A 19,370-nucleotide genomic window follows, 5' to 3' on the forward strand; every position below is an offset into this window, starting at 1 on the left:
GTCAGTCGACGTCGCTGCCGACGCGGGGCCCGGGGACGATCTCCGGGCCCTTCGTCGGTGGTTTGCGCATCTGACGCACGAAGCCGAAGATCGTCTGGAAGTCGCGGCGGTAGGCGGGGATGAGCAGCAGCGGCAGGATCGTGGCCGCGCCGGCGGCGCCGCCGATGAGCAACTCGAGGATGTCGGGCAGTCCGCTCCAGAACCGGGTCGCGGCAAAGGCGGCCCCGAACGCGAGGAGCGCGAAGACGAACGGTCGCAACACCGGGTAGATGATGTCGCTCGGGCGCACGAACGTGCCCCGGATGGCGAACGCGAAACCGGGGATCAGCAGTAGTGCCGAGAGCACGCCGTAGACGAGCGCAAGGCCGTAGATGCCGTTCCACTGGACGCCGATGAAGAAGCCGACCACGACGAGCGGGCGGGCGACGAGGTCGTAGACGAGCTGCTGGTGCGACCGGCCCATGGTGATGAACAGCCAGCCACGGACCTTCCCGATTCCCTGGGCGATACCCGCGATCGACAGGATGCTGAAGATCACGGCGGCCTGGTCCCACCCCTTGCCGAGGAGGAGGGCGAACAGCGGCTGAGCGACGGTCGCGAGGATCGCGTAGGTGGGGAGAGTCAGGTATCCGATGACTAGGAGTGCGCCGCGGATGTATCGGCGGTACCGATCTGCGTCGTCTTGCAGTTTACTCAGCACCGGCAGGGCGACACGGCCGATGGGTCCGTTGAGTTGCTGAAGCGGCATGAGGAACATCGCATAGGCGCGGGAGTACTGACCCAGGGTGGCGGCGCCGAGCTGCTGGCCGACGATGACGGTGTCCGCGTTGCGCTCGATGTAATTGAGGAGTTCGGCGCCGAAGATGCTCCCGCCCCGCCCGACGAGGGGCAGGACCTCGCGGTCGATGCGGGGCCACCCCGGCCGGGGGTGTACAGCGGCCCAGAGCATGACGAATCGGACGACGAGGCCGGTGCCGACCATCGCGATGAGCGCCCAGTATCCCCAACCGAGCAGGCCCGCGACGATCGCGACGACGACGCTGACCACCATCGATACGACATCGACGCGGGCGAGGAGACCGAAGCGGAGCTCTCGTGTCGCGCGGGCCTGGAGGGGCATGGTGAGACCGTTGACGATGAGGCTCGGCGCGATGACGAGGGTGATCAGCACGAGGCGGGGTTCGTCGTACATCGCCGCGATGAGCGGGGCGCAGGCGGCGAGGATGCCGCCGAGGGCGATGCCGAGCGCCAAGGCCAGCCAGAACAGACTCCGCCAGGCGCGTTCGCTGATCTCACGCGCTTGGATGATCGCCCCGGTGAGGCCGAAGTCGCGGACGAGATCGAGGATGCCGGAGATCGCGGTGACCATCGCCACGAGGCCGAAGTCATCGGGGGTGAGCAGGCGCCCGAGCAGCATGATCGCCGCCATCTGAATGATGGTCTTCGACCACATGCCGCCCATAGTGACGGCGATGCCCCGCGAGGCGCGGTGCGCGAGGCTGGGAGGTGAAGTCTGGTGTTCCGTGGTCACGTCATTTCCAGATCGCGGCGAGGTACGCATCCGTGGGTGTGGGCGTGAGCCGGTCGAACTCCGCCGCCGCCCAACGCGACATTGCGGGATCATAGATCCACCCGTCGCCGGTGGTCGTGTTCCGTTCGAGCGCCCCAGAGCTCGACACGCGGGTGTTCGTGACTTGTCCCCATTCTGAGCGGTAGAGCGAGCCGAACAGGTACGAGTCGGTCGCGAAGAGCTGGCCCGGCTCACCGACGCCGTTGATCGCCTGGTCCATCGTCGGTGTCTGAGCGCCGTCGGGAACGGGGTAGCGGGCACGGATCGCGGTGGCCTGCGAGGTGATGATGCTGTGGTCGATGGTGAGGAAGGGCGTGCCGGTGTTCGGGTCGTCGTCGCGTGCGCCGCCGATCTGGAGGGCGCAGTTGAGGGATCCGAAGAACGTGGTGTCGCGGATGGTGAGCCCGCGGTACCAGCCGGTGCCGTACATCTGGAGGGTGTCGACGTGGTCGGTCGCGCCGTCGGGCCGGAAGACGGGGGCGGAGTAGCACCCCTCCCAGATGCAGTCGATGATGGTGCTTCCTCGGCCTGCCGCATAGCCGAGGGGATCAGAGATGTCGGCTTTGGCGTCGGACATGACGATCTCATAGGCACCGCACTCGCGCACCTCGGATTCGTAGGACGCGGCCATGCGCAGGCCCTTGGCCATCTTGGATTGTGCCCAGGCTGTGCGCGAGCAGTTGGTGAGGAGGATGTCGTCGCCGTCGATGCGCGCGAAGGTGACGCCTGTGACGTCGCGCAGGCGTGCCGGTCCGTCGATGGTCACCGTTCCCCAGCCGTCGCGAGGGGAGACGAGGATGTTGCGTGTCGCGTTCGTCGGCCCGACCTTTTCCAGGACGGCGGGCGAGCCCGACGACGAGCCGCGGCCAGAGAGCGTTCCGGGCTTGATCCGGATGTGCACGCCGGAATCGGCTTGCGCCGCGTTGACGGCGGCGATTGCGCGCTGAATCTGGGTCCAATCGCAGGCGACGTCAACGGTACGCACCGAGCGATCGCCGATCCAGCGCGTGTGTGCGGGCCAGTGCGTGCCGTTGGGCCCGTAGGACGCGACGCGCGCCCTCGTCGTCGATGCCGCGGTGCCCGTCGAGACTGGGGCTGGGGTTCGTGGCTCGGTGGTCGGCGGCGGGGCGCCCCTGGTTGGGGTGGGGGAACAGAACGTGAGGATGCTGGCGGGTGCGACCACGGCGGCGAGGGAAAGGAAATTGCGACGAGTGGTGACCGCGGAGGTGATGCGTTTGTCGGTCATGGCTGCTCCCTTCGGGGCCTGCCCTTTCAGGATGCCGCGCACGAGTGGCTCTCATGCCCTTTTCCGGCTGAATGCAACACACTGTTCACAGGGTGGCAATAACCGGCCGCAGGGCGGCGTCAGCCGGAAATCGCGGCGTGGCGCGTCGCAAACCTCTTCGGAGATCGCGGCGATGTCGCGTCGCTCCTCGTTTCTTGACGCGGCCGGTGTCTGATTCGGGATAGTGTGAAGATATCGCGCTACCCGAGCGTGATGTCCGAGCGTCGTCCCCGATCACCCCCCTGGTCACCCGGCGCTCGATGACCCCCGGTCGTGTCCCCACACGCCGGCTCGGTGCCCGCCGACCCCCCGCGTGCGGGCACCTGCCGAGGGGCCGAACCCGATTCGGCCCCTCGGTCTTCTTCCTCCGCCGCGACGCTGCGGACGGTGGCGCGGATGCCGGACGGTTTGGCCGAGGCATCCGACTGCGGTAGGCTTGCTCTTTGGTGTGCGGCTCTGCTGATCCGGCACCACGAACGTGAGCCCTCCACTGGCGTGTTCGCGTGATATCGATACACCGCCGACGGCGGCACTCGATCACCGATACCGCGAACCACCCCGGAGTGGGATTCACGAACCTCTCCGTTCGATTCAAGAAAGCAGCACTACTGTGACGCGCACCTACACCCCCAAGGCCGGTGAAGTGACCCGTGAGTGGGTCGTCATCGACGCGACCGACGTCGTCCTCGGACGCCTCGCCTCGCACGCCGCCCGCATCCTCCGCGGCAAGAACAAGCCCACCTTCGCGAACCACATCGACACCGGTGACTTCGTGATCGTCATCAACGCCGAGAAGGTGGCCCTCACGGGCCAGAAGCTCCAGAAGAAGATGGCCTACCGCCACTCGGGCTACCCGGGCGGCCTCACGGCGACCTCCTACGCCGAGCTCCTCGAGAAGAACCCGGTCCGCGCCGTCGAGAAGGCGATCCGCGGCATGCTCCCCAAGAACAGCCTGGGTCGCCAGCAGCTGTCGAAGCTGAAGGTCTACGTCGGTGCCGAGCACCCGCACGCTGCCCAGCAGCCCACCCCCTACACCTTCGACCAGGTCGCCCAGTAAGCGCCGCCGACCACAAGGAAACGAACATGGCTGACCCCATCGACCAGGCTCCCGAGTCCTACACCACCGAGAGCGCGCCCGTCGAAGCCGCCGCGACGCCCCGCGCCGTGCTGTCCGTCCCCGGCTCCGCCGTCGGTCGCCGTAAGCAGGCCATCGCCCGCGTGCGTCTCGTCCCCGGCACCGGCACCATCACCGTCAACGGTCGTGAGTTCGAGGACTACTTCCCGAACAAGCTGCACCAGCAGCTCATCACCGACCCCTTCACCCTCCTCGAGCTCACCGGCGCGTACGACGTGATCGTCCGCATCTCCGGCGGTGGCCCCTCGGGCCAGGCCGGCGCGCTGCGCCTCGGCATCGCCCGTGCGCTCAACGAGATCGACGCCGAGAACAACCGCCCGGCGCTCAAGAAGGCCGGCTTCCTCTCGCGTGACGCGCGCGTCATCGAGCGCAAGAAGGCCGGTCTCAAGAAGGCCCGCAAGGCTCCGCAGTACTCGAAGCGCTAAAGCTTCATGGCGCTGTTCGGAACGGACGGTGTGCGGGGCCTCGCAAACGGCCCCCTCACCGCCGATCTGGCGCTCTCCCTGGCCCAGGCGACTGCCGTCGTCCTGGGCCAGGGGCGTATCGCCGAAGCACGCAAAGCCGCCGGCAAGCGGCTCACCGCCGTCGTTGCGCGCGATCCGCGTGTCTCGGGCGAGTTCCTCACCGCCGCCGTCGCGGCAGGTCTGGCATCCTCCGGCGTCGACGTGATGGATGCCGGTGTCATTCCCACGCCCGCTGCGGCGTTCCTGATCTCCGACATCGACGCCGACTTCGGCGTCATGATCTCGGCATCCCACAACCCCGCCCCCGACAACGGCATCAAGATCTTCGCGCGCGGCGGGGTGAAGCTGCCCGACGTCGTCGAGGAGCGCATCGAAGCGGCCCTCGCCTGGCCGAAGCTGCAGCCGACCGGCGCCGAGGTGGGACGCATCCGCCGGTTCTCGGATGCCGAAGACCGCTACGCGATCCACCTGCTCGCCTCCCTCCCGCATCGCCTCGACGGCCTGCACGTCGTGCTCGACTGTGCCCACGGTGCCGCGTCGGGCGTCTCCCCGCAGACGTTCAGCGATGCGGGCGCCAAGGTCACGGTCATCGGGGCCGATCCCGACGGCATCAACATCAACGACGGCGTGGGCTCGACCCACCTCGACAAGCTCGCCGCGGAGGTCGTGCGCACCGGTGCCGACGTCGGCATCGCGCACGACGGCGACGCCGATCGCTGCCTCGCGGTCGACGCGAACGGCGCCGTCGTTGACGGTGACCAGATCATGGCGATCCTCGCGGTCGCGATGAAGGAGCGCGGAGCGCTCCGCAGCGACACGCTGGTCGCGACCGTGATGAGCAACCTGGGGCTGCACCGCGCGATGGCCGCGCAGGGCATCGCGATCGAGACGACGTCGGTCGGCGACCGCTACGTGCTGGAGCGCATGAACGAGGGCCGGTTCTCGCTCGGCGGCGAGCAGAGCGGCCACGTGATCATGAGCGAGTTCGCGACCACGGGTGACGGTGTGCTCACGGGCCTGCACCTGGTCGCCGAGATGGCCCGCACCGGCAAGACGCTCGCCGAACTGGCATCCGTCATGACCGTCTTCCCGCAGGTGCTCGTCAACGTCCGCGGTGTGGAACGCTCGCGCGCCGGCGACCCCGACGTGGTCGCGGCCGTGGAGGTGGCCTCCGCCGCGCTGGGCGACACCGGGCGCGTGCTGCTGCGCCCCTCGGGCACCGAGCAGATGGTGCGCGTCATGGTCGAGGCCGAATCGTCCGAGACCGCCGAGCGCATCGCCGGCGAACTCGCCGACGTCGTGCGCGGCTGACCGCGGGAGGGGCTGCGCGGCGGGGGGCGGTTGCGCGACCTGCGGCGCGGCTTCCGCTCGCGAATCACCGCCGCTTTCGCGAATCACCGGTGGTTGCGCGCTAATCCGGCGGTGACTCGCGCATCGAGCGGTGATTCGCGAGCCTGAGGGCGGGCGGCGGCGGCGCGAGCGGGTCAGGCGGGTTCGGACCAGCTCAGCGACTCGATGTAGCGCAGCAGCACGCCTTCGCGCAGCGCCCAGGGGCTCACCTCGAGCTCGTCGATGTCGAGCGCCGTCATCGCGGTGTGCAAGACGACGGCGGCCGCGACGATCTGGAAGGTTCGGTCCGCCGTGATGCCCGGCAGTTCCTGACGGGCGGATGCCGGAAGGCGCGCGAGCCGGGGAATCCACGAGCCGAGCGCGGCGCGGGGGAGGAGCATCCGCTCGCTTCCCGACCACCCGGGCACGGGGTACCCCGCGAGTTTCGCGAGCGACCGGATCGCCTTCGACGATCCGACGACATGGTTCGGTCGCGGTTGATCGGCCATGAGGGCGACGACGGGAGCCAGGGTCGCGCGCGCATGCTCGCGGAGCACCTCTACGGCATCCTCGCCCGGCGGATCGTCCGGCAGGAACTCGATCGTGGTGCGTCCCGCCCCGAGCGGCACGGATGCCGCGACGTCGGGCAGCTCGTCGGAACCCGCCGCGATCTCGAGCGACCCGCCGCCGATGTCGAAGAGGAGGATCTGCCCCGCCGACCAGCCGAACCAGCGCCGGACCGCGAGGAACGTGAATCGCGCCTCCGTCTCGCCGCCGAGCACCTGGAGGTCCTGGCCGAGGGCTTCCTCGATGCGGGCGATGACCTCGGGCCCGTTCGTCGCCTCGCGGACGGCGCTCGTCGCCGTCGCGAGGAGCTCGACGACGTTCTCGGACTGGGCGACCTCGCGCGCTTCGCGCACGGCATCCACGAGCGCGCGGATGCCGGCCTCGCTGATCGCCCCATCGGGCTCGAGGTAGCGCATGAGGCGCAGCACGGTGCGCTGGCTCGTCGTCGCGAGCGGGCGACCGCCCGGGTGGACATCGGCGACGAGCAGGTGCACGGTGTTGGAACCGATGTCGAGGACCCCGAGGCGCATGGAGCCAGGCTATCTAGCGGCCTCGGCATCCATGCGCGCGCTTCTCCCTGCTGCTCCCTCCTCTCATCCGTCCGGCTCGCGAATCACCGCCGCTTTCGCGAATCACCACCGGATGCACGCGAATCCACCGGTGACTCGCGATTCTGACGGTGATTCGCGGGCCAGAGGCGGGCCAGGGGCGAGTCAGGGGTGCGGGGGAGAGGGCGGGGCGGGAGACGGATAGACTCGGCGCGATGTCCACCGATGAACAGGCCGAGCCGGCAACCGACATCGCCTCGCTGTACCGCGAGGTCGATCGCGCGGAGTGGGCCGCCCTCGCCCCGGGTGTGCCGAACCCGCTCACCGAGACCGAGGTCGTGCAGCTGCGCGGCATCGGAGACCGCCTCGACCTCACCGAGGTGCGCGAGGTCTACGTGCCGCTCAGCCGGCTGCTGTCGGCGTACGCCGAGAACACGAAGCGGCTCGGCGCCGAGGTCTCGGCGTTCCTGCGCGAACCCGACACGACCACGCCGTTCGTCGTCGGCGTCGCGGGATCGGTCGCCGTCGGCAAGTCGACGGTCGCGCGCCTGCTACGCGAGCTCATGAGCCGCTGGCCGGGCACGCCCCGCGTCGAACTCGTCACGACCGACGGCTTCCTCTACCCGAACGCCGAACTCGAGCGCCGCGGCCTCATGGGGCGCAAGGGCTTCCCCGAGTCGTACGACCGTCGCGCGCTCGTCCGCTTCCTCACCGACGTCAAGTCCGGTGCCGACGAGGTGCGCGCCCCGTTCTACTCGCACGTGCGCTACGACATCGTCCCCGACGCGCACGTCACCGTCCGCCGCCCCGACGTCGTCATCGTCGAGGGCCTCAACGTGCTCTCCCCGCCCCCCACACCCAACGACCTCGCGGTGAGCGACTTCTTCGACTTCTCGATATACGTGGATGCCGATGAGAACGACATCCAGCAGTGGTTCGTCTCGCGCTTCCTCGCCCTCCGCGAAGGCGCGTTCACCAACCCGAGCTCGTTCTTCAACGTGTTCGCGTCGCTCTCCGACGACGAGGCGATCGCAATGGCGACGGGAATCTGGAACGAGATCAACCTCCCGAACCTCCGCGAGAACGTCGAGCCGACCAAGCATCGCGCCACCCTCGTGCTGAAGAAGGCCGCCGACCACGCGGTGGAGACGGTGCTCCTGCGGAAGCTCTGACCGGTGCGCGCGCGGTTTGTCAGGATGCCGCGCAAATCCGCGACATTACCCTTGAGCACATGTGTGGAATCGTCGGATACGTGGGCCCGCGTGACAGCCAGGCCATCCTCCTCTCGGGGCTCGCCCGGCTCGAGTACCGGGGCTACGACTCCGCCGGCATCGCGGTGATCGACGCCGAGGGCGACCTCGACATGCGCAAGCGCGCCGGCAAGCTCCAGGTGCTGCGCGACGATCTGTCGGCCCACCCGATGCCCGACGGCACCACGGGCATCGGCCACACCCGCTGGGCGACGCACGGCGGACCGACGGATGCCAACGCGCACCCGCACCTCGCCGACGAAGACAAGCTCGCCGTCATCCACAACGGCATCATCGAGAACTTCGCCGAGCTCAAGGCCGAGCTCCTCTCCCTCGGCTACACCTTCCGCTCCGAGACCGACACCGAGGTCGCCGCCGTCCTCCTGGGGCACGAGTACCAGGCATCCCGCGATCTCGTCGCGGCCTTCCGCTCGGTCGTGTCGCGCCTCGAGGGGGCCTTCACGCTCCTCGCGATGCACCAGGACGAGCCGGGTCTCGTCGTGGGCGCGCGCCGCAACTCGCCCCTCGTGATCGGGCTCGGCGAGGGCGAGAACTTCCTCGGATCCGACGTCGCGGCCTTCGTCGAGCACACCCGCAGCGCCCTCGCGATCGGGCAGGACGAGATCGTCGCGATCACCCCCGCCGGTGTCACGGTCACCGACTTCGCCGGCGCCCCGGTCGAGGTCGAGCCTTTCGAGGTCGTGTGGGACGCGTCGGCGGCCGAGAAGGGCGGCTGGTCGTCGTTCATGGCGAAGGAGGTCTCCGAAGAGCCCGAGGCCGTCGCCAACACGATCCGCGGCCGGGTGCAGGACGGCCAGGTCGTGATCCCGGAGCTCGACGGATTCGACGACCTGCTCACCGGCATCCGCCGCATCATCGTCATCGCCTGCGGAACCGCCGCCTACGCCGGGCAGACCGGCGCGTACGCGATCGAGCAGTGGACCCGCGTGCCGGTGTCGGTCGAGCTCGCGCACGAGTTCCGCTACCGCGACCCCGTGCTCGATGACGGCACGCTCGTCGTGTCGATCTCGCAGTCCGGCGAGACGATGGACACGCTCATGGCGGTCAAGTACGCGCGCGAGCGGGGCGCGAAGACGCTGTCGATCTGCAACACGCAGGGCGCGACGATCCCCCGCGAATCGGATGCCGTCATCTACACGCACGCCGGCCCCGAGGTCGCCGTCGCCTCGACGAAGGCGTTCGTCGCGCAGATCACGGCGCTCTACCTGCTGGCGCTGCACGTCGGGCGTGTCCGCGGGGTGCTGGATGCCGTGGAGGCGGCCGACCACGTCCGTGAGCTCGAGGCGGTGCCGGCGAAGATCCAGCGGATCCTCGATGAGGAGCAGACCCACATCGAGCAGTTCTCGCGGTGGATGGCCGACACCCAGTCGGTGCTCTTCCTCGGACGTCACGTCGGGTATCCGATCGCGCTCGAGGGGGCGCTGAAGCTCAAGGAGATCTCCTACATCCACGCCGAGGGCTTCGCCGCCGGCGAGCTCAAGCACGGCCCGATCGCGCTCATCGAGCCGGGGCAACCGGTGTTCGTGCTCGTGCCCTCGCCGCGCGCGTCGGCCGAGCTGCACAAGAAGGTCGTCTCGAACATCCAGGAGATCCGCGCGCGCGGCGCCCGCGTCATCGCCGTCGCCGAAGAGGGGGATGCCGCGGTCATGCCGTTCGCCGACGAGCTGCTGCGCATCCCGCTCGCCGGCCCCTTCTTCGAGCCGCTGCTCGCCGTCGTGCCGCTGCACATCTTCGCGATGGGCCTCGCGACGGCGAAGGGCCTCGACGTCGACCAGCCCCGCAACCTCGCGAAGTCCGTCACGGTCGAGTGATCGCGCGAGGCCGGGCCTTGACCACATAAGTCGTGGCTTATATAGTCTCGTTATGCATGAGTTCGAGGTCCTGGCGGATGCCGTGAGGCGCAAGCTCCTCGCGGTGCTCGCGGTCGGCGAGCAGCCCGCGGGAACGCTCGTCGACATCGCGCGGAGCGAGTTCGGGATCTCGCAGCCCGCGGTGTCGCAGCATCTGCGCGTGCTGCGCGACAACGGGTTCGCGACCGCCCGCGCCGAGGGCGCGCGCCGCGTCTACGCGCTCGACCCGGCGGGGCTCGACGCCGCCGAGGCGGAGCTCTCGCGGTTGCGCGACCCGCTCGGCCAGCGCCTCGACGCTCTGCACACCGAGATCGCGCGCGGCCGGCGGGCGGCGCGCACGGGCGAAACGGCGACCACCGAGGAGGCATCATGAACGCGACCATCGAGAAGTCCGGCGACCGCTACCGGCTCGTCTACGACGAGGTCTACGCCACCGACGCGGACGACCTCTGGCAGGCGATCACCGATCGCGCGCGGCTCGCGCGCTGGATGGCCGACTATTCCGGCGACCTCCGCCTCGGCGGGTCGTGGGAGGTCGCGAGCGACGACGATCCGGGCACGTCATGGGGCCGTGGCACGGTGACGGCCTGCGACGCGCCGCGCTCTTTCACGACGACCTGGCACGCGACCGGCGAGGACGAGACCGAACTCGTCGTGCGCCTCGAACCGGCCGAGGGCGGCACGCGGCTCGTGCTCGAACACTCCGGCATCCAGTCGATCTTCTACGGTGCCGGCTGGCAGACGTACCTCGAGCGACTCGCCGACGACCTCGCCGGCCGCGCCGTCGGGGGAGAGGATGCCTGGCAGGCGCGCTTCACCGAGCTGTCCCCCGCCTGGTCCGAGCGCTTCACCGCACTCTGACCCACCGCCCCTCCCGCTCTCTTTCTCTGCCTGCCCGCCCGCCCCCCGCTCTGGCCGCGAGAGTGCATCTCCGCCTCGACACTGCGGTCAGTGGCCGCTGTCTCGCCCCGCAGATGCAGTCTCGCGGTCGAGGATGGGTGGGGCCGAGGAGGGGGGGGCACGGGGGTGGGGTGGGTAGGCTGGCGGAGGCGGACGAGGAGCTCGATCAAGAGGGGGATGCCGTGATCATCGGAATCGGCGTCGACCTCGTCGACATCCCGCGTTTCGAGCGCGCGCTCGCGCGCACCCCGCGCCTCGCCGAGCGGCTGTTCGCCCCCGCCGAGCGCACTTTCAAACCCCACTCGCTCGCCGCACGCTACGCCGCGAAAGAGGCGCTCATCAAGGCGCTCGGCGGCTCGGACGGCGTCCACTGGACCGACATCGAAGTCGCCTCCGAGCCGAGCGGGCGCCCCGTCTTCGCGCTGAGCGGCGAGACCGCGGCAACCGTCGACGGGCGCGGCATACGGGCGTTACACCTCTCGCTCAGTCACGACGCGGGACTTGCGACGGCGTACGTCGTCGCGGAAGGGCCAGCGGGTGCGGCGGCCGCGGGCGAAGGGCCCGGCAGCGGCGCCGCGGCCGCAGGCGAAGGGCCCGGCGGCGCCGCGGGCGCAGGCGAAGGGCCCGGCGGCGCCGCGACGGAAGGGGCCACCGCCGCAGGCGAGCGGCCGGCGGGAGCCGCCACGTGAGCCGGATGCCGGAGGGCGTCCTCCGCGAAGCCGCCATCGACACCTCGGCCATCACCGCGAACGTGCGGCAACTTCGCCGACTCACCGACTCCGAGATCATCGCCGTCGTCAAGGCCGAGGGCTACGGCCACGGCGCCGTGCGCTCCGCCGCGGCGGCGCTCGCGGGAGGCGCGTCCCGCGTCGGGGTCGCCGACATCGCCGAAGCCCTCCACCTGCGCCGCGGCGGCATCGACGCGCCGATCCTCGCGTGGCTGCACGCGCCCGGCGCCTCGTTCGCCGAGGCGGCGGCGCAGCGGCTCGAGCTCGGCATCTCGAGCTTCGACCAGCTGCAGGCTGCGGCATCCGTCGCCGCGCCGGGGCGCCCCGTCGTCGTACACCTGAAGGTCGATACGGGGCTCGGACGCAACGGCATCGCGCCCGCCGACTACGGCATCGTGTTCGCCGAGGCCGCGCGGCTCGAGCGCATCGGCAAGATCGAGGTCGTCGGCCTCTTCAGCCACCTCTCCAACACGAGCGCCGACGACGACCGCGTCGCGCTCTCGCGCTTCACCGTCGCGACGGCGGCCGCCGCGGCGCAGGGCCTCGCCCCGCGGGTGCGCCACATCGCGGCATCCCACGCCGCCCTCTCCCTCCCCGAGTCGCGCCTCGGCTGCGTGCGCCTGGGCATCTCGATCTACGGGCTCTCACCGTTCCAGGACCGCACGTCGGCCGACATGGGCCTGCGCCCCGCGATGACCCTGCACGCGCCCGTCGCGGCCGTCCGACGCGTGCCGGCGGGGCAGGGCGTGTCGTACGGCTACACGCATCGGACGGCTGCCGAATCGACACTCGCGCTCATCCCGATCGGCTACGCCGACGGGGTTCCGCGGAACGCGTCGGGCGCCGGCGCCGTTCGCATCGGCGCGCGCACCTACCCGGTCGCGGGGCGCATCGCGATGGACCAGTTCGTCCTCGACGTCGGCGATGACCCGGTGTCTGTCGGCGACGAGGCGGTGCTCTTCGGCGACCCGACGATCGGCGACCCGCCGGTGGAGGCGTGGGCGGACGCCGCCGGCACCATCAACTACGAGATCGTCACGCGCATCGGCCCGCGCGTGCCGCGGCGGGAGGTGCGCGGATGAGTGACCTTCTCCGGGCGGTGCGTTCGGTTCGCAGGACATTCAGGTCGGCTGCGGCCGCCGACCCGCGGAATTCTAGGGCGCGCCGTGGTCGGCTGTGCGATTTCTCCTGCGAACCGAACGGCGCGCGGCGGTGAGCGGCCTCGACGCCTTTCTCGGCGACCGCGAGATCACGTCGCCCGCCGAGATGGAAGCCCTCGGTCGCCAGTTCGGCGAGGCGCTGCGGGCGGGCGACCTGGTCGTCCTGACGGGGGCGCTCGGCGCCGGCAAGACGACGCTGACGCGGGGGATCGCCGAGGCGCTCGACGTCCGCGGCCGCATCCAGAGCCCGACGTTCGTCATCGCCCGCACCCACCCGTCGCTCGGCGACGGGCCGGCCCTCGTGCACGTGGATGCCTACCGCCTCGGCACCGACGGCGAGCTCGACGACCTCGACATCGACTTCGCCCACTCGATCGTCGTCGCCGAGTGGGCGGCGCCGTTCGCCGCCGCCGTCGCCGACCACTGGTGGGAAGTCGAGATCGACAGAGAGTGGAACGGCCGCGGCGTCGACAGCGCCTGCGGCACGTTCGGACACGGCGAAGATCTCGACGCCGAGACGCCGCGGCTCGTGCGGGTGAGCCGCCGTCCCTGAGGCGCCGACCCTGAGCCGCCGACCCTGAGCCGCCGTCCCTGAGCCGCCGTCCCTGAGCCGCCGTCCCTGAGGCGCCGACCCGAAACGCCCCACGTTCCGAGGGTCGCGCCGGCCCACGGCATCCGCCGACGTGACAGGCTGGAGACATGACGGTTCCGCAGATCACTCTCAACGACGGCCACACCATCCCGCAGCTCGGCTACGGCGTCTTCAAGGTCGACCCCGAGGAGACCGAGCGTCTCGTCTCGCTCGCCCTCGAGACCGGCTACCGGCACATCGACACCGCCGCGGTCTACGGCAACGAGGAGGGCGTGGGCCGCGCGATCGCGTCGAGCGGCATCCCGCGCGACGAGCTCTTCATCACGACGAAGCTCTGGAACAGCGAGCAGGGATCCGCGCGTGCGCGCGCCGCCATCGAGACGAGCCTCGAGAAGCTCGGCCTCGACCGCGTCGACCTGTACCTCATCCACTGGCCGCGCCCCGACCTCGACCTCTACGTCGAGACCTGGCGGCAGCTCGAGACCTTCCGCGACGAGGGCCTCGCGACCTCCATCGGCGTCTCCAACTTCCACCGCCCGCACCTCGAGCGGCTTCTCGCCGAGACCGAGACGGTCCCCGCGGTCGACCAGGTCGAGCTCCACCCCGCGTTCGCGCAAACGGAGCTCCGCACGTATCTCGATGACCACGGCATCCGCACCGAGGCGTGGGGTCCGCTCGGTCAGGGAAAGTACGACCTCTTCGGCGAGCCGGCGGTCTCAGACGCCGCGGCGGCGCACGGCGTCACGCCCGCGCAGGTCGTGATCCGCTGGCACCTCGACCACGGCACGATCCTCTTCCCGAAGTCGTCGACGCCCGAGCGCATCGCGCAGAACTTCGACGTCTTCGGCTTCGACCTCACCGCCGACGAGGTCGCCGCGATCGACGCGCTCGACCGCGGCCAGCGCGTGGGCTCCGACCCCGACACCGCGACCTTCTGACGCGCGGGGCAGGGCGTCGGCCGAGGGCGCGTGTATGACCGCGTGCCCGGCCGGCGCCCGCCCAGCCCGCACCCGGAACGGCCCGGTACCCTGGAGGGTGTGATCCTCGGCATCGACACCTCGCTCGGCACGGCCGTCGCCGTCGTCGAGAGCGACGGGGTCGTGCGGGCCGAGGCATCCAGCGACAACCCTCTCGCCCACGCCGAGGTCATCGGTACGCTCCTGCAGAACGTGCTGGCGGATGCCGCGCACGGCGCGATCGGGCAGACGGGCGCCCCCGAGCCCGTGAGGTTGACACATGTCGCTTCCGGCATGGGTCCCGGACCGTTCACCGGACTGCGGGTCGGCATCGCCGCGGCGCGCGCCTTCGCCCTCGGGCGCGGGCTTCCCGTCGTCGCGGTGCCGAGCCACGACGCGGCGGCGCTCGCCGTCTTCCTCGGGGAGGCGCTCGCCGACCCGTTCGCCGACGTGCCTCGCTTCGCGATCGTGACCGATGCGCGCCGCCGCGAGTTCGCCTACTCGGTCTACGACGGCATCGACGACGACGGCATCCCGGTGCGTGTGGCCGGCCCCGCTCTGACGCCGCGTGACACGATCGACGACGTCCTCGAAGGGCTGGGCGCGGCGCGCCGCGACACCCACGCGATCTCCGCCGCGATGCTCGCCACCCTCGCCGGCCGCGCCGTCGCCGCCGGCCGTGTCCTGTCCGGGTCCGAGCCGCTCTACCTCCGCGCGCCCGACGTGACGCTCCCGGGCGCCGGCAAGCGGGTGAGCGCATGAGCACGCTCCGCTCCGCCACCGCCGCCGACCTCGACGCCATCATGGCGATCGAGCGGGCGTCGTTCGCGTCGGATGCCTGGAGCGACGCCGTGATGGCCGCCGAGCTCGCCTCGCCGCACAACCACTACCTCGTCGCCGAGCGTGCCGGGCGCATCGAAGGCTACGCCGGCCTGCGCGCCCCGGCAGGAGCGAACGACGGCGACATCCAGACCATCGCGCTGGCGGCATCCGCGCGCGGCCGCGGCACGGGACGCGCGATCCTCGAGGCGCTGATCGAACTGGCATCCGTGCGGGGGGTCCGGAACGTCTTCCTCGACGTCCGCGACGACAACACGGTCGCGCAGCGGCTGTACGCGTCGGAGGGATTCCGCGAGATCGGCCGCCGCGCCAACTACTACCCCTCCGACGGTGTCGATGCGATCGTCATGCAGCTCGACGTGCGCGCGTGGTCCGCCGCGCGCGCCGTCGACCCGGCCGATGCGGGGGCGTGCACATGAGCGGAACGGGCAGGGCGATCATGCGCGAAAAGCAGGGCGGACCGCGCATGGGGTCGCCCGTGGGACGTGTAACGGCCGTTTCGCCCTGCTTTTGTGACGTGTTCGTCAGTTGTGACGTGTGCGTCGAGAGAGGCCCGTCATGATGGACGCCGAACCCCTCGTCCTCGGGATCGAGACGAGCTGCGACGAGACCGGCATCGGGATCGTCCGCGGCCGGACGCTCCTGTCGAACACGATCGCAAGCTCGATGGACGAGCACGCGCGCTACGGCGGCGTCGTCCCCGAGGTCGCCGCCCGCGCGCACCTCGAGGCGCTGCAGCCCGCGATCGGGGCCGCCGTCGCCGAGGCCGGCATCACCCTCGACGACCTCGACGCCGTCGCCGTGACGAGCGGACCGGGCCTCGCCGGAGCCCTCATGGTCGGCGTCGGCGCCGCGAAGGCGCTCGCCGTCAGCCTCGGCAAGCCGCTCTACGCCGTCAACCACCTCGTCGGCCACATCGCCGCCGACATCCTCACCGGCGACGAGGTCGAGTACCCGACGATCGCACTGCTCGTGAGCGGTGGGCACACGTCGCTGCTGCTCGTGCGCGACCTCGTCTCCGACGTCGAACTGCTCGGCGAGACCCTCGACGACGCCGCCGGCGAGGCCTTCGACAAGATCGCCCGCATCCTCGGGCTCCCCTACCCCGGCGGCCCCGAGATCGACCGCGCCGCGGCGACCGGCGACCCGAACGCGATCCGCTTCCCGCGTGGCCTCTCCCGCGCCTCCGACATGGCCGAGCACCGGTACGACTTCTCGTTCTCGGGGCTCAAGACCGCCGTCGCGCGCTGGGTCGAGCAAGCCGCGGAGACCGGCGCGCCGGTCGACACCGCCGATGTCGCGGCGTCGTTCCGCGAGGCCGTCGTCGACGTGCTCGTCACGAAGGCGCTGGATGCCTGCGACCGCTACGGCATCCCGCGGCTGCTCCTCGGCGGCGGCGTCATCGCGAACCGGCGCCTGCGCGAGGTCGCCCTCGAGCGCGCCGCGGCCGCGGGCGTCGCGGTGCGGATCCCGCCGCTCAGCCTCTGCACCGACAACGGCGCCATGATCGCCGCGCTCGCCGCGCAACTCATCGCGAGCGGGCATCGCCCGTCGACACTCGAGTTCGGCGCCGACTCGACGCTCCCCGTGACCGAGATCCAGGTCGCCGAAGCGGACGACGACGCAGCGGGGCCCGCGCTCGCCGACGCACGTCTCGCCGGACGGATGCCGTGACCGACCCGACCGGCCGCGCGCCGGCATCCGGAGAGCCGGCATCGGAGGCGGGTGCCACGCCCTCCGACACCCCGTCGACGGACGCGCCGTCGCCGGATGTCGTGAACGCGGCGTCCTCCACCCTCCCCGGCGAGCACCGCGGCGGATTCCAGCGCGAGCTCACCGAGCCGGTGCCGATCACCGCGACGAGCCACCTCGAACCCGAGCCCGACGTCCGGTGGGCGCCCGTTCCCGAGGTGCTGCCCCACAGCGCCGGGTGGGCGCTGACCTTCGGCATCCTGGGCCTGATCGTGTCGTTCCTCGTCGGGTGGGGGTTCCTCATCGGGCTCGTGGGCGCCGGGCTCGCGGTCGCCGCGCTGCGGCGGCCGTGGGAGTCGCGCCCCGTCGCAATCTGGGCCCTGTGCCTGAGCCTTCTGTCGGTGATCTACAGCGCCGGATGGCTGAGGTGGGCCTCGACGCAGGGCCCGCTCTTCGGCTGACGCGCGCCGGCGCGGGATCCGCCCTCTGCGGGTGCGGCCGTGACATAACTCAGGCAGATCGGTCGATCTGAGCCCCGGACGCTCGCCGGTGTGCCGTTCTGCCTGAGTTGTGCGATGCGGGCGACGGCAAGCGGCCGGGGCTCGACGCCCCGTGCGCGCGCCCGGGCCCCAGCCGCGGCCGCGCCGCGCCCCGCCGCGCCTGCGCCCCGCGGCCGAGTCAGACCCGATCGGTGAGGAGCGTCAGCCGCGCGGCACCGACCCGCGTGATGATGAGGGTCGCCGAGGCGTCGCCGCGCAGCTTCAGCCGCGTGCGCAGGGTGGCGGGGTCGACGTCGACGCCGCGCTTCTTGATCTCGAGCGTCCCGATCCCGCGCTCGCGCAACGCGCGCCCGAGCGCTTTGACGTCGTTCGGCAGGCTCTCGCGCACCCGGAAGCTCTGCACGAAGGGCGCGAACTCGCCCGTCGCCGCGGCGTCGGACGTGAGGTACGCGATCTTCGGGTCGAGCATGCCGGCGTTGAGCCCGCGGGCGACCTCGCCGATGAGGCGCGCGCGGATGACGGCACCTTCGGGCTCGTGCACGTACGCGCCGAGGTCGCGGACCGCAGCGTCGTCGGCGTCGCCGGATGCCGTGAGCTCGGCCGCCGACACGCCGCGCACGACGAGCGCGCTGCGCCGGACGCCGGGGCGTGCGAGCGGGCCCGTCCAGACGACGAGTTCGATCGTCGAACCGTCCACCGAGATCCACTGCGCCTCGACGGGATGGGAGTCGGAGCCCGCGGGAAGCAGGCTGCGGTCGAAGGCCGGCCCGAGCTTGATGCCCGCCGGCATCCGCTCAGCCAGTCCGAACACCCAGTCGAGGCTCGGCGTCCAGGCATCCGCGCCGACGCGGGTGGTCTCGGTGTGGCCGGCCGTGCGGCGCGCGGGATCGAGCCAGACCGCGTCGATGCCGTCGAGGTCGACCTCTTCGGCGCGCGTGTGGCGCACGGTTGCGCCGAACGGGGCGAGGTTGTACGCGGCGATCGCCGCGGTGATCTCGTCGGCGTCGACCGCGAGCACGTCGAGACCGATCCCCGCGAAGGCGAGGGAGTCGCCGCCGATTCCCGAGCCCAGGTCGGCGACGCGCGTCACCCCGGCGTCGCGGAACCGGCCCGCGTGGCGGGCGCCGATCTCGAGCCGCGTCGCCTGCTCGAGCCCGGCCCGGGTGAACAGCATCCGGTCGGCGAAGGGTCCGAACTTCGCGCGGGCGCGGGTGCGGAGCCGCGCCTGCCCGACCGCTGCGGACACGAGATCGGGTGCGAGGCCTGCCGCGCGCAGCCGCGACACCGCCGCCGCGACATCGTCCGTCGAGTCGAGCGGGCCGAGCTCATCGACCAGGCGCAGTCCCTCGGGGGTGAGCAGGGCGGTGAGCTCGGCGAGGTCCATCCGCCCAGCCTAGGCGCGGGTGCGCTCCGCGCCGCGAGGGAGCTTCGCCTGTCGTACGTCGCGAGCGGGCAGCGGACGCCGCGCACCCGGATCGTGTCACGTCGCGACGCGTCGCCACTCCGCATGGCTGGCACTCGCGTTGCACGAGTGCCAGCCGCGCTCTAGACTTGCCATTAGCACTCCGCCCCTGCGGGTGCTAATCAGTCTTTTCCGTGACCACGGCAGTACGCCGCACCAGAAAGAGGTGAACCGTGTCGGTTTCCATCAAGCCGCTCGAGGACCGCATCGTCATCAAGCAGGTCGAGGCCGAGCAGAAGACCGCCAGCGGTCTCGTCATCCCCGACACCGCCAAGGAGAAGCCGCAGGAGGGTGAAGTCATCGCCGTCGGCCCCGGCCGCGTCGACGACAACGGCAACCGCGTGCCGCTCGACGTCGCCGTCGGCGACCGCGTCCTCTACTCGAAGTACGGCGGCACCGAGGTCAAGTTCGGCGCCGACGAGTACCTCGTGCTCTCGGCTCGCGACGTCCTGGCGGTCGTCGTCCGCTGACGTCCCGTCTCAGAAGGCCCCCGGCTCGTTCCGGGGGCTTTCTGCATTCCC

Annotated in this window: 19 protein-coding genes and 1 pseudogene; 16 read left to right on the plus strand and 4 right to left on the minus strand. The window is 71.1% G+C overall.

The features are described 5' to 3' along the window. Position 1 precedes the first annotated feature (1 nt). Together ACRVYW_RS03970 and ACRVYW_RS03975 are read right to left on the minus strand one after the other, a co-directional pair. A complete protein-coding gene (locus tag ACRVYW_RS03970) occupies positions 2–1,624 on the minus strand; it encodes a lipopolysaccharide biosynthesis protein (protein ID WP_431801941.1) in 1,623 nt (540 codons plus the stop codon). Next, entirely contained in the window at positions 1,533–2,816 is a 1,284-nt protein-coding gene (locus ACRVYW_RS03975; RefSeq protein WP_431801943.1) for a hypothetical protein, read from the minus strand. The genes ACRVYW_RS03970 and ACRVYW_RS03975 overlap by 92 nt, the downstream gene beginning before the upstream one ends. Positions 2,817–3,465: 649 nt before the next feature. On the opposite strand from ACRVYW_RS03975, the gene rplM reads away from it, so the two are divergent. Genes rplM through glmM form a run of 3 tightly spaced genes read left to right on the plus strand, consistent with a single transcriptional unit; the run spans position 3,466 to position 5,765 of the window. Continuing rightward, positions 3,466–3,912: a 50S ribosomal protein L13 gene (gene rplM, locus ACRVYW_RS03980; protein WP_431801945.1), complete on the plus strand. Its 447-nt coding sequence runs from the start codon at positions 3,466–3,468 to the stop codon at positions 3,910–3,912. Between the two features lie 26 nt (positions 3,913–3,938). After that, entirely contained in the window at positions 3,939–4,415 is a 477-nt protein-coding gene (gene rpsI / locus ACRVYW_RS03985; protein ID WP_431801947.1) for a 30S ribosomal protein S9, read from the plus strand. A 6-nt stretch (positions 4,416–4,421) separates the two neighbouring features. After that, the gene (gene glmM / locus ACRVYW_RS03990) at positions 4,422–5,765 is read left to right on the plus strand and encodes a phosphoglucosamine mutase (RefSeq protein ID WP_431801949.1); all 1,344 of its coding nucleotides are present in this window, start codon (positions 4,422–4,424) and stop codon (positions 5,763–5,765) included. Between the two features lie 173 nt (positions 5,766–5,938). Here the strand turns inward: glmM and ACRVYW_RS03995 are convergent, their stop codons facing one another. Further along, positions 5,939–6,880, minus strand: a complete 942-nt coding sequence (locus ACRVYW_RS03995; RefSeq protein ID WP_431801951.1) for a Ppx/GppA phosphatase family protein — start codon at positions 6,878–6,880, stop codon at positions 5,939–5,941. Between the two features lie 233 nt (positions 6,881–7,113). On the opposite strand from ACRVYW_RS03995, the gene coaA reads away from it, so the two are divergent. From coaA to ACRVYW_RS04055, 12 genes and pseudogenes are all read left to right on the plus strand, one after another. Then, a complete protein-coding gene (coaA, locus tag ACRVYW_RS04000; RefSeq protein WP_431801953.1) occupies positions 7,114–8,070 on the plus strand; it encodes a type I pantothenate kinase in 957 nt (318 codons plus the stop codon). 59 nt (positions 8,071–8,129) lie between these two features. Next, positions 8,130–9,980 carry a glutamine--fructose-6-phosphate transaminase (isomerizing) gene (gene glmS, locus ACRVYW_RS04005; RefSeq protein WP_431801954.1) on the plus strand — a complete coding sequence of 617 codons (1,851 nt, stop codon included), beginning with the start codon at positions 8,130–8,132 and terminating at the stop codon, positions 9,978–9,980. A 52-nt stretch (positions 9,981–10,032) separates the two neighbouring features. Further along, on the plus strand, positions 10,033–10,392 hold the full coding sequence (locus tag ACRVYW_RS04010; RefSeq protein ID WP_431801956.1) for an ArsR/SmtB family transcription factor: 360 nt from the start codon (positions 10,033–10,035) through the stop codon (positions 10,390–10,392). Further along, positions 10,389–10,880 (plus strand): SRPBCC domain-containing protein, encoded by a 492-nt coding sequence (locus tag ACRVYW_RS04015; protein ID WP_431801958.1) that lies wholly within the window; start codon positions 10,389–10,391, stop codon positions 10,878–10,880. Before ACRVYW_RS04010 ends, ACRVYW_RS04015 begins: the two co-directional genes overlap by 4 nt. A 221-nt stretch (positions 10,881–11,101) precedes the next feature. Beyond that, positions 11,102–11,455, plus strand: a pseudogene (locus tag ACRVYW_RS04020) (holo-ACP synthase); the annotation flags it as partial. Between the two features lie 158 nt (positions 11,456–11,613). Continuing rightward, positions 11,614–12,729, plus strand: coding sequence for an alanine racemase (gene alr, locus ACRVYW_RS04025; RefSeq protein ID WP_431802584.1), 1,116 nt, complete (start codon positions 11,614–11,616; stop codon positions 12,727–12,729). A 130-nt stretch (positions 12,730–12,859) separates the two neighbouring features. After that, a complete protein-coding gene (gene tsaE / locus ACRVYW_RS04030) occupies positions 12,860–13,360 on the plus strand; it encodes a tRNA (adenosine(37)-N6)-threonylcarbamoyltransferase complex ATPase subunit type 1 TsaE (protein ID WP_431801960.1) in 501 nt (166 codons plus the stop codon). A gap of 146 nt (positions 13,361–13,506) precedes the next feature. Further along, positions 13,507–14,337, plus strand: coding sequence for an aldo/keto reductase (locus ACRVYW_RS04035; protein WP_431801962.1), 831 nt, complete (start codon positions 13,507–13,509; stop codon positions 14,335–14,337). 99 nt (positions 14,338–14,436) lie between these two features. Next, entirely contained in the window at positions 14,437–15,117 is a 681-nt protein-coding gene (tsaB, locus tag ACRVYW_RS04040) for a tRNA (adenosine(37)-N6)-threonylcarbamoyltransferase complex dimerization subunit type 1 TsaB (RefSeq protein WP_431801964.1), read from the plus strand. Further along, on the plus strand, positions 15,114–15,614 hold the full coding sequence (gene rimI, locus ACRVYW_RS04045) for a ribosomal protein S18-alanine N-acetyltransferase (RefSeq protein WP_431801966.1): 501 nt from the start codon (positions 15,114–15,116) through the stop codon (positions 15,612–15,614). The genes tsaB and rimI overlap by 4 nt, the downstream gene beginning before the upstream one ends. A gap of 139 nt (positions 15,615–15,753) precedes the next feature. Further along, positions 15,754–16,869: a tRNA (adenosine(37)-N6)-threonylcarbamoyltransferase complex transferase subunit TsaD gene (gene tsaD / locus ACRVYW_RS04050; protein ID WP_431801967.1), complete on the plus strand. Its 1,116-nt coding sequence runs from the start codon at positions 15,754–15,756 to the stop codon at positions 16,867–16,869. After that, positions 16,866–17,348 (plus strand): hypothetical protein, encoded by a 483-nt coding sequence (locus tag ACRVYW_RS04055; RefSeq protein WP_431801969.1) that lies wholly within the window; start codon positions 16,866–16,868, stop codon positions 17,346–17,348. The genes tsaD and ACRVYW_RS04055 overlap by 4 nt, the downstream gene beginning before the upstream one ends. 217 nt (positions 17,349–17,565) lie before the next feature. Here ACRVYW_RS04055 and ACRVYW_RS04060 read toward each other — a convergent pair whose 3' ends face one another. Next, positions 17,566–18,771: a THUMP-like domain-containing protein gene (locus tag ACRVYW_RS04060; RefSeq protein WP_431801971.1), complete on the minus strand. Its 1,206-nt coding sequence runs from the start codon at positions 18,769–18,771 to the stop codon at positions 17,566–17,568. A 251-nt stretch (positions 18,772–19,022) separates the two neighbouring features. Between ACRVYW_RS04060 and groES the strand changes: the two genes are divergently transcribed. Beyond that, positions 19,023–19,319: a co-chaperone GroES gene (gene groES, locus ACRVYW_RS04065; RefSeq protein ID WP_431801972.1), complete on the plus strand. Its 297-nt coding sequence runs from the start codon at positions 19,023–19,025 to the stop codon at positions 19,317–19,319. Positions 19,320–19,370 lie beyond the last annotated feature (51 nt).

Origin of the sequence: Microbacterium sp. bgisy203, from assembly GCF_965345155.1 — a bacterium.
Classification (GTDB): domain Bacteria; phylum Actinomycetota; class Actinomycetes; order Actinomycetales; family Microbacteriaceae; genus Microbacterium.